Annotated in this window: 1 pseudogene; it reads left to right on the forward strand. The window is 70.9% G+C overall.

Annotated features, from left to right (window positions below):
* Nucleotides 1–430 (forward strand): annotated as a pseudogene (locus G4D87_RS38645) (IS5/IS1182 family transposase); the annotation flags it as partial.

A 430-nucleotide genomic window follows, 5' to 3' on the forward strand; every position in this document is an offset into this window, starting at 1 on the left:
CGCGAGCAGGTGCGGCACCTGCTGGCCCAGGCGGAGGCCGTCGACGCGGAAGAGGACGCCCGCCACGGCAAGGGCAAGCGAGGCGACGAGCTTCCCGAGGAGTTGCGGCGGGCGCAGTCGCGACTGCAGCGAATCCAGGAGGCCCGGCGGGCCCTGGAGGCCGAGGCGAAGGCCGCCGCGGAAGCAGGCAAACCCAAGGATGATGACGACGACGCGCCCCCGTCCGTCCAGGACTTGCCCAGCCACACCGTGCCCCATACGGCCGAGGGCAAGCCGACGCCGAAGGCGCAGCGCAACTTCACCGACTCCGACAGCCGAATCATGAAGAAGGGCGCAAGCTTCGAGCAGGCCTACAACGCGCAGGCGGCGGTGGACTCGGCGCACCAGGTGATTGTCGCCCAGGCCCTCACCAACCAGCCTCCGGACGCCG

This window comes from Myxococcus vastator (assembly GCF_010894475.1).
Lineage (GTDB): Bacteria > Myxococcota > Myxococcia > Myxococcales > Myxococcaceae > Myxococcus > Myxococcus vastator.